The following is a 10,242-nucleotide window of genomic DNA, read 5'->3' as shown; positions in this document are numbered from 1 at the left end:
CTATGCGTACAGCTTACAAACTCGTGACTGGCAATGAGCCACCTCCACACGCTTTGACTCACCTTGAGGAAGTTCGTGGTATGGACGGCGTAAAAGAAGCGACTGTACAATTGGGCGATGATGTAACATTGTCCGTTGCTGTAGTGCATGGCGGTAAAAACGCTCGTGACTTCTTGAATGCTTTAAAAGAAAATGGCAAACACTATGACTTCATCGAAGTTATGGCTTGCCCAGGCGGCTGTATCGGCGGCGGCGGTCAACCGCGCACTAAATTGCCTCAAGCAGTGAAAACTAAAGAAGCACGTATCGGTGGTCTTTACGAAGCTGATGCAAACTACAAATGGGTTGCTTCCTACGAAAACGAAGAAATCCAAGCATTGTACAAAGACTTCTTAGGTGAACCTTTGGGCCACAAAGCACACGAACTCTTGCATACACACTACACAGACCGCAGTGCGGTTCTTGGTACTCGCAAAGACGTAACACCTGAAACTTGTCCAACATCCCCTAAATTCAAAGGCTAATTATTGAGTATAACAATATAAAAATAGAATCCTACGAGTCATGAGTGACTTGATACTTTAATAGTTTCGGCTATTGTAAGCATCACCTTACAAACGATTCGTAGGATTTTTATTTATATAGGGTTTAATACGTTTCATTTTATATACTTACATACGCATTGAATTATATTCTATACGTAATACTCTATACTCATTTAAGTGTGTAGAGGTTATATATTCAAGTGATGAATTATTATCAATTTATAACCTTATTATGATAATTCAGCATAAGAACTTGCTTTTAACATGAGGAAAAGATGAATTATATAGTGTATAATATAGAATTATAATATTCGGATTAAAGGGAGAATTATGGGTGTGTAAGAGAGAAACATAGAGAGGCCCATAGTTATCTATTGCATAAGCAGTAAGGAGTTTCTAGGAGAGATGAACCAGTTTTTTCGGCGTGCCCTATGCGGCATAGCCTTAATAGTTGCTGCCGTTGGTACAACTGGATGCCAACATGAGAGTCAGGCAGAGCAAGAGGCGGTACGAACCGTATCGTACCGTGCCGTCATGGAATCGAACAAGCCGATCCCTGAAAAGGTGAATACTTGGCTTGGGGCCATGTCACGAGAGGACAAGGTGGGCCAGCTGATGATGATCAGCCTTCATGGCAACACGTTAGGGCAGTCCCAAAAGGATGTGATCCGCAAATATCGCGTGAGCGGCGTTATGCTAACCAATGAAAATCTACATAATAAAAACCAAGTGAAAGCTTTCAACAACGATATCATGCAAACGGCGATGACTGCCAGCATGGTGACGCCGTACATTGGGATGAATCGCGATAAAGTGTTGCACACCAATGATAGTTTCTTGCGCTTGCCAGAGCCTAATCGGTTAGGTCAATTGCCGATGGAGCGTATCATTAACTTGGCTACCCGATCTGCCATCGAAATGCGTGATATGGGCTTTAATCTCGTCATTGGACCAAATGCGAACCTAGGTGTGCCAAATGTGTCCTACACATCTGACCCGACGTGGGCCGGTTATATGGACCTAGCCATGGCGGAGCGTTACCAAATCAATCACATGTGGTTTGGTTATAACTACTTCCCAGCGGTGAGCCTCGGCGATGCATCCTTTAATACTGCTGATGAGGCGAAAAACTACCTCAACAATAACGATGTAGCCGTCTTTAAACGACTCATTGCACAGACGACGGCCAATACCTATATGCTCGTTATGAGCCATATTCAAATCCCAGCTATCGATAATGAGCACTTAGCGAGTGCGTCAAAACCAGTCATTCAAGACTGGCTTCGCAAGGACCTCGGCTATGACGGTATCGTCATGACGGACCGCATCGATGTAGGTGCTCTGCAAGCAAACCAAAAGATAGGGGACTATGCAGTAGCCTCCGTTGTGGCCGGCAGTGATCTCATCCTCGTTGATGCGGACACAGTTCACATCGACGAAGTTCATCGAGCGTTAACACAAGCGGTGGCAAATGGAACGATTACCAATGAACGCCTTAACGAAGCGGTTAAGCGTATTCTGTCCATGAAAATGCAAACACAAATTCAACAATAGAATTTAACAACAAATAGTTAACATTTAACATTTAGTAATACGAATTCAGTGATAAGAATTCAGTATTACAAATCAGCTATACAAGTTGAGCAATAATTAAATATGAGTAAAATGCAAATGACGTGTCTTACCTTCCGGTAGGCACGTCATTTTTTATAGTTGTTGATTACAAAATACAGATTATATACTGGACCCCGTATACTGCTTCCATACCCATGCACCTATATAAATGCAGTAAATATCTGTGCTTTCACAATGGTATGGGTAAAAATTAAACCATAAAATAAGTGTATTTAATGCGTAAAAAATTTAACATAATCAAAAGTCATGTTAATAATATGAAAATAAGTTTAAAAATGATTTAAATTTATGATATAATAATCTCCATAGACAGTTGGAGGTGAGAGTATATGAATTTTGTGGGACGTGCTGAGATTATAGAGAGTATCCAGTCCCGTATCGCTGAGGGCAAGATGAGCTTGTGTGTTGTGTACGGCCCTCATCGCAGTGGTAAATCCTATGTGGCTTCGCAGCTTGTACGCCGTCATAAGGCGTTATATTTGGCGGGGCGCATGGCCAATGAATCAGTCCACGTGGCTGACATGAATCGAGCTCTTGAGGCACGTTTTGTTCCGACTGATGATCAGGACAAGTTCGAGCCTGTAGATAGCTTGCATCAAGCCTTTGTAGGGCTTTTTGAAAGCAGTGTGAAAACTCCGCAAACCGTGGTGATTGATGACTATCCTTCCTTGGTGGAGGCTGTGCCGCAATTCCCTATTCACTTGCGTGATTTATTAGATACTTATAAAGATACGAGTCGTTTGAACATCATTTTGATGGCGAATGGCCTGGAACAGCTCGATGGCCGCATCATCGGTGAGCGTAGCCTCATCGGTCCGTTCGTGTCCGAATACTTCGAGGTGAAACCGTTCTCCTTGGTGGACATGAAATCCTTGGGCCTTCACTATGCAAAGGATGATTTGCGCACTGTATTCGCCGTGACAGGCGGTTTGCCTGCGTACGTGCAGTATTTTGATAATGGTGAAAGCATCGATACGAATATCATTAATTTGTTCTTCTCCGTATCGGGCGCTCTATTTGAAGAAACACAGCATATCTTACATCGAGATATGAAAAATATAACAGGTGCTAATGCTATCTTGTCTGGCCTTGCTACTCTTGAAAGACCATACTATGTGGAGCTTTTACAAGCAAGCCAAATTAAAAGCGGCACCTTTACATCCCGTTTGAACGATCTCATGTCCATGGGGCTCGTAGGTCGCATTCAAGCCAATAGCCGTGGTCCTGCGAAATACGCAGATTACCACTTTACTAATAGCATGTTCCATTTCTGGTACCGCTATGTGTATAAATACTGGGGTGACATCGTGCGCGGTAACGGCGCTGATGTGTACCACACACATGTAAAACCACAACTGAAAGACTTTGTGCAAGCCGCATGCATTGCGCTGTAAACAGACAATTTCAGCTTACATACTATTACCCAATGATAGTATATTTCCTCTTTAAAATAACACCACGTCCTAGGATGTGGTGTTATTTTTTGTAATTTTCTATTTTCGGCAATTACTGTATTGATTGTATAGTTATGACATAGTATGGATAGAAATTACGGTACTGATACAATTAAATGTACAGGAATTCCAAGGAATTGCCGATTTGTCAAAATCCCCGTTCCGCTGTATTGTGTAGTTAAGCGCTATGCCATGGCAGGAAAGGGGATTTATGTTATACCAAAACGAAGAACCTTTAGTACAAAGAACATGTATAAAAACTGCAAGCTTACAATCTGAGGTATTAGATTCTAGAAAATCAGTATCTGATGAAACGGTATCTAAGAAATCAGTATCTGAAAAGGCACAATTTGAGGAAATATCTTCTAAGGAATCAGCGTACAAGGTGCCAGAGGAGCTAAAATTACAGACGCTCATCTGTGGGCATCAGGTATTAACATCCTTATCGGATAAGAGCCTCGTGTCGATTTGTCAAAATCCAAATATGCGGATTCAGACGGTTGGGTACCAGCCGTGGACCGTCGATGAGCTGCGCCATGATGCGGCTCAAATCGAGCTCTGTCGCAGGTATAGGCCGCTCATCTTGCACTATACGAATCGCACGGGGAATCGCGAGTTCCGCGAGGACGTAGAGAGCTATCTGTGGGCCATTCTTTTAGAGTCCATCTACAGCTTTGACTTGAACGGTCCCGTACCCTTCGCTGGTTTTGTGAAAGCTGGTGTTAGATACGGTTATATGCGGTATTGGAAGCGCGAGCGATTGCGTAATCATCGGGAGATTCACATCCCAGACCGCATCACCGACGATGGAGACGTAGCGGTGGGCATGGATATCTTCGGATCTGGCGAGAATATAGCAGACATGATTATGACCTCTGATGAAGAACAACGGCTACGAGCCCGTCTCGTATGGGCTTTAAGTAGACTGTCGCCAGATCAACGTGACCTACTGCGCCGTGTCTACGGAGAATGCCAAAGCTTGGTATCGGTTAGCGAAGAACTGAACTGTAGCCGCCAAGCCATTCAGCGACGTCATGAACGAGCCATACGAAAACTGCGGAGATACTTGTGTTAATATAATTTAATGTCTTATTTATATTCCAAAATCTGTATATTTCTGTTAATCTCGATTAATAGATATACATAAAATATGCAATTCTCAATATAAATGAGAAAATATTGACACATCAAGGTATATATAACTTTTACAAGATCATAAAGTCTTTAATTATACATAAATTTCTATAGTTTTGTGTATATATTTACAAATTATTCAACGTGATATACAATTAAAGCAACAGCAGATTAAAGCATGCGAATCTGCTTTCACAGAACACGTGTTCATTGTATTGTTGAAGGGAATGTTCCTAATTAGAGGGGAGAGAATTCCTATGATAACACATGATGAATTAACAGATTTGATGGCCACTCGGCTATCTAAGGGAGAGGATTTGGATTTGATCTATACGAATCCAAAGAACCACATTGTTTGTTTTATTCCTACCTATCAGCCTAGCGGTGGCGATAGTACGAAGTGCTATTTCGTGGATGGCCGTGAGGAACTGGTCCATCTGCCAATGCGCACCATTACACGGGAGCTGGCGGTACAGGAAGGGCTAAGGCCCAATTACATTATGACCAGCGACGGTCGGCGCAGTAGCTATACAGCGCCTAAGACCTATGGTCCGCATCTAACCTTTGCCCATATCAAATGTCGGCGCCCTGTCGGCAAAGACGTGGTGTACGGCCTCTTTAACGTGGCTATACCCTATGAATATATCGTTACGGAAGGTCCGGAACCCGATACGAGCTATATTCACGTGGGGGACTTTGCACCGATCTTGGTGTACCAATCCCTGCGTCACGTCAAACACAAACTGAACGAAGCCATGCTAGAACACTGCAGCTACGTGCGCAAAATGCTAGCCCGCATCAAACTCAGCCAAAACCCACAAGTCGTGGCCGAACTATTTATCGCCTGGAGAGACCTAACAAGATAACACGTTAGGGGGTGAAAGTAGGAACGAGGGGAGAGAAAAGGAGGGTATATAGGGAGAAAATAAAATACAGAAACAATTAGGTGATTATTAATACACCTAAAAGTCTTTTACTATTAAAAAGGGGTTGTAGCAAGAATATGGTAAAACCATATTCTGTTACAACCCTTTTTGTTTTGCTTTTATAATTATTTGACAAATATTATATGTTGCAATATTAATTTCGTGGCCAAATTTTTAGTGCTATTTCAGCGAAGTCTTCTTGCCGTTTTACGATTGTGAATGTAGTCCAGTCATCAATTGAGACAAGATCACGAGTCATTTTGATTTCTGATTTCTTATAGATTTCTTTCTTTTTATCAAAGCCTTTATTCTTAGCTCTGTTGTTATATTCTTGGCCTAGCAGAGTTAAATTACCTAAACGCCATAGGTATGTTTCGTGGTCTTCATCATTGAAGTTAATCCATTCATCATTAATCTTTTTAGGAAGGATATGTTCAACATGAACACGGTTTGAGTCGTCTACAATCTTTGTTTCGTTAATATCAAAGTTATTAATTTTACGAAGTAAATATCGTATAACTGCATTTTTCTTGGAGTTGAAAATTCTGAAGTTATTGATGAATTCTTCATCTGATACCATAAGAGAATATAGTTTTTTTAGAATATCATCTTTTGTTGGTTTTTTAGAGGACTCGCCTTCACTATTAGGAGGCCAAGTTTTATCGCTAATACTTCTAGCGATTTGTGCAAATACAAGCTCATATTTATTGGCAACTAGTCCTGAAACTACAAAGTTACGAACTACCAGTGTTTCTATCGCTTTTAAAACCTCATTTATATCTTCTTCAGAGTAGTTTTGTAGTCTTAGAGCAAAGATAATAGGAATATATGAGGATGCATCTAGTTTTTGCATCTCAATAAGACGTTCGTTTAGCTCAGTTAAATCAAAGTCCTTGTTATCATCAGGGTGTAGAATAGCTGCACATACTTTAGATAAAGAGCGTAGATTTGCTAATAATGTATTAACATCAGATTGTGATGTTATATCTGTACGTAGTGCTTTAAATAAGTCTTTTTCTCGGGCAAAGCGCTTTGTACTGTTCCAATAGTAACGAATAAATTTTGTCGGATCTATATTATCAAGATTATCAATAATAGTATTCCAAGTTTCAGTAGCACTAGGTAAATCATTTTGTGCCATGCGAAGGATATGATTCTTTAATAAGTCTGCCGTTTCTAGTGCTTTACCACGAGCATTGAGTGATTCAAAGATTATATACGCTTCATTGATATCGTCAGTTTCAACGGTCATAAGAATAAATTGATTAATTAAGGCTTGATATAGTTTATTTAGCACTTTGTATTGATTAGACTCATTATCTTTAAGAAATTCATTTACCTTTCCATTAAAGAATTTACTTGCATAGAAGATATTATAGTTAGAGGGTTTAAGTTTCTTTTTATCAAATTTTTTGTCACTATAATCAATGGCTCCACGTTTTTGTATATATTCAAAGAAGAATTCTTTATCAACACCACCTATAGATAAATATTGCTCTCGTTTACTTTCAGATATGCGGCCAATATATTTAGCATTAATATCCTCGGAGTCGTCATTTGCATCATTATTGTTTGTTGATTCGGCAATTTCTTTAAATTTTGTTCGCAAGATATCTAGGAAGATAATTGTAGTTGAGATACGTTGCTGGCCATCAATAATATAGCGTTTACCATCTTCCTTATTTTTGTGAATAACAACCTGTCCAAGAAAGTGTTCATCATGTGTATTTTCTTCGTAAATTTGTTCCAAGTCTAGCCAAAAGTCATCTAGTTGCGTTTCCTCCCAAGAATACCCCCGCTGATATTCTGGAATATACAATTTTTCATTCCCTAAGAAAGAACCTAGTTTTGTTAGATTTGAGTTAATAATCCCCATATTACTACCTCCCATATACATTAAATACTTTCCTTATAAATATTAGATCACACTTTGAGGTAGAGATCAAATATTATAAAAAATAGATAATAAAGTGAGGATAGAGGCATAAAAAGAGGAGACTGTGTTAAAACAGTCTCCTTTTGTGTTATATAGATTTATTAAATCAAGGTTGCCATTTCGAGTACCCAAATCCCATCATGATAATACTTACCACGAGCATACCATTACCAAGGGTAATGGTACTTTCATTGGTGGCTAGACAGGTAATAAAGGAGCCGATGCCCATAATAATTGTGCCTAGTATAGCAGATAGTTTATGAATTGCCATGATAATCACCCTTTGCTTTCACTAACAACATTAGGTTTCACAATATACGTAATGAGTGCGTACAGTAGGGCACCGCTTACAATTCCGTTCAAGGATGGAAGGCCGAATGGAATGAATTTCACGCACACTAATGCGATGGCCCAAGTGATCCATGGAACTAGATTCCATTTTTTGAAAGTCGCTTTGTGGTAATCGATGTATTTTCCACGATGAACTAGGTAAAAGTCCGCTAAGATAATACCGCATAGTGGTGGAACGATAATGCCTAGTGTACTTAAGAATACAAAGAGGGAGTCGATTTTATATGGTTGTGTCATTGTTGCTAATGCAGAGATAGCGATGAGCACGGCTAGCATCATATTTCTATTTAGTTTGAAAGAGTTTGCTAGGTTCAATGATGTGGAATAGAGGTTTGCACCATTTGTGGTAAAGATATTTGTCGTCAACAATAATAAGCTTGGGAATACGAGGCCAAAGCTTAAGAGTACGTTGATAAGGTCACCATCATTCATAGCTATGCCTGCGATAGCGCCGCAGCTGATCATCAATGTGTTACCACCTAATAGACCGATTGTGCTGGCTGTAATAACATCTTTCTTGCTTTTACCATAGCGCATAATATCGGCGATACAGGTAGCAGTAGATAAAATCCACGTACCGATAACGATAGTAATACCTGACAGTAAATCGATAGGTTGCAATGGCACATAGTTAAATAATTCTTGCCAACCACCGATTGTTTGAACGGAACGAGCCGCTGTACCTAGTGAAAGGAATACGATAGACGGAATCGCAATGTAGCCAAATACAGCAAGAGATTTGATGCCAAGAACTGCAAAGATACCCATGATAACTGCACTGAGCATCATGGCAATGACTTCGCCTGTGTAGGAAAGGTTGAATACTTGAGCAATAAAATGTCCATATAAAGCCGCTTGAATGGTGTACCAACCTAGGTTAACGATAGGAACGAAGAGGGATGCAATTCTAGATCCTTCCTGACCAAAACTGTATCGAGTCAAAAGGGCAAAGGTAAGGCCTGTTTTATAAGCAATAACGCTCACTAGCCCAGCAATGATACATAAGAAAATATTGCCTAGAATCATGGCTAATAGTAACTCATTGAAAGTCAGCCCCGCAGCTAACCCGCCACCAGCCATCATACTAGTAACAAGGAAAACGAATCCGGTCCAAACAATGGTGAGAGAAAAACAAGACTTCCTCGCCCCTAACGGCACAGGCTCTCTCGAGTACTCATTATCTGTGTTTGTATCAACGGGTTCTACAAACTCTAATTTCTCCTTACTCATACATCTATACTCCTTTACGTAATAAAAAAAGTTACCATGATGTGTTTTAAAATTTATATAAGCATGGTAGTAAAGACCTATTATGTAGTGTAAATATAGTGAATTTCTCTAATAAAGGATAGATATTTATTGTTTTTATAATCGAATAGTATTTGCCTTCATTAAAACATAAATAGCTTTAATATACAATATGGATGTTTAAAATTTCTTGATTATTGATTTATAGGGTTAATTAATAAATGAAACCTAATAGTATTGCTATCAACGTTGACATAGCATATAATAAAATTACATTAAGGATTTGCCTTAATGGAGCATAATTGTTGTCAAGTGGCAGAAGTTATTTCTTCCACTATACTTGTTTGGTAAACAAGAAGCTACGGCTTCAAGTATTACACGAGTAATGATAACTAGTATTGTAATACTTAGTTCGCATTGAAGATTCATCTTTAGTGTACTCCTTAGTATAACATACACAATAATTGTTAAATTATTAGTGGACGCCTGCTCGATAAAAAAAGCATAGTGTAAAAATGTTAACCCGTAAATTTGCTATTCCACTAAAGCCTGTTTACGGGTTTTGCAATTGGGGGCTTTAATATGGAGTTTTCTGAATGGGAAGAGAAAGTTTCTAATATTAGTCGTAAGTATAGTCATTTTGACTTATGGATCAGTTACCAGAATGTTAAAGCGTATATATTAGATTCATTGCGTGTGAAGACACATGGATTTTATCCATTAATTCATTTTGAAATGCCTAAGCCTAAATGGGTAAAAGAACAGGGTAAGGGAAGAGTCAGTACTGAGAAAAAACGACATATTTTTTATGCAGCGCATATCGATTCTTGGATATATAGGCTTTATGCATATCGTATTAATGAAGCTTACAATAGGTATGCATCACAAACTGATATTGATCATGTATCCGTAGCCTATAGAAATAATAAACCTGGAGAAAATAATATTTCATTTGCAAATAATGCTTTTTCTTTTATTAAGGATAGCCAAAGAAATAATGAGAAGGTTTATGT

Annotated in this window: 9 protein-coding genes; 6 read left to right on the top strand and 3 right to left on the bottom strand. The window is 39.2% G+C overall.

Going from position 1 to position 10,242, the window contains the following annotated elements:
- The 5 genes from Q0F90_RS04800 to Q0F90_RS04780 form a co-directional block, all read left to right on the top strand.
- The coding region (locus Q0F90_RS04800; protein ID WP_296003849.1) for an iron hydrogenase small subunit at nt 1-524 on the top strand (524 nt) is incomplete at its 5' end.
- Between the two features lie 426 nt (nt 525-950).
- Entirely contained in the window at nt 951-2,099 is a 1,149-nt protein-coding gene (locus Q0F90_RS04795) for a glycoside hydrolase family 3 N-terminal domain-containing protein (RefSeq protein ID WP_296003847.1), read from the top strand.
- Nucleotides 2,100-2,509: 410 nt separating this feature from the next.
- On the top strand, nt 2,510-3,574 hold the full coding sequence (locus tag Q0F90_RS04790) for an ATP-binding protein (protein ID WP_296003845.1): 1,065 nt from the start codon (nt 2,510-2,512) through the stop codon (nt 3,572-3,574).
- Between the two features lie 271 nt (nt 3,575-3,845).
- Nucleotides 3,846-4,709, top strand: coding sequence for a sigma-70 family RNA polymerase sigma factor (locus tag Q0F90_RS04785; protein ID WP_296003844.1), 864 nt, complete (start codon nt 3,846-3,848; stop codon nt 4,707-4,709).
- Nucleotides 4,710-5,025: 316 nt separating this feature from the next.
- The gene (locus tag Q0F90_RS04780) at nt 5,026-5,634 is read left to right on the top strand and encodes a hypothetical protein (protein WP_296003842.1); all 609 of its coding nucleotides are present in this window, start codon (nt 5,026-5,028) and stop codon (nt 5,632-5,634) included.
- Nucleotides 5,635-5,848: 214 nt separating this feature from the next.
- Here the strand turns inward: Q0F90_RS04780 and Q0F90_RS04775 are convergent, their stop codons facing one another.
- The 3 genes from Q0F90_RS04775 to Q0F90_RS04765 form a co-directional block, all read right to left on the bottom strand.
- Nucleotides 5,849-7,570 (bottom strand): DUF262 domain-containing protein, encoded by a 1,722-nt coding sequence (locus Q0F90_RS04775; protein ID WP_296003840.1) that lies wholly within the window; start codon nt 7,568-7,570, stop codon nt 5,849-5,851.
- Between the two features lie 166 nt (nt 7,571-7,736).
- A complete protein-coding gene (locus tag Q0F90_RS04770; RefSeq protein WP_174892422.1) occupies nt 7,737-7,901 on the bottom strand; it encodes a hypothetical protein in 165 nt (54 codons plus the stop codon).
- 5 nt (nt 7,902-7,906) lie between these two features.
- Nucleotides 7,907-9,211, bottom strand: a complete 1,305-nt coding sequence (locus Q0F90_RS04765; RefSeq protein WP_296003834.1) for a cytosine permease — start codon at nt 9,209-9,211, stop codon at nt 7,907-7,909.
- Nucleotides 9,212-9,811: 600 nt separating this feature from the next.
- Between Q0F90_RS04765 and Q0F90_RS04760 the strand changes: the two genes are divergently transcribed.
- A partial coding sequence (locus tag Q0F90_RS04760; RefSeq protein ID WP_296003832.1) for a hypothetical protein occupies nt 9,812-10,242 on the top strand: 431 nt, incomplete at its 3' end.

Source organism: uncultured Veillonella sp. (genome assembly GCF_934190855.1).
Classification (GTDB): Bacteria; Bacillota; Negativicutes; order Veillonellales; family Veillonellaceae; genus Veillonella.
This window is presented reverse-complemented; position numbering and strand designations above follow the sequence as displayed.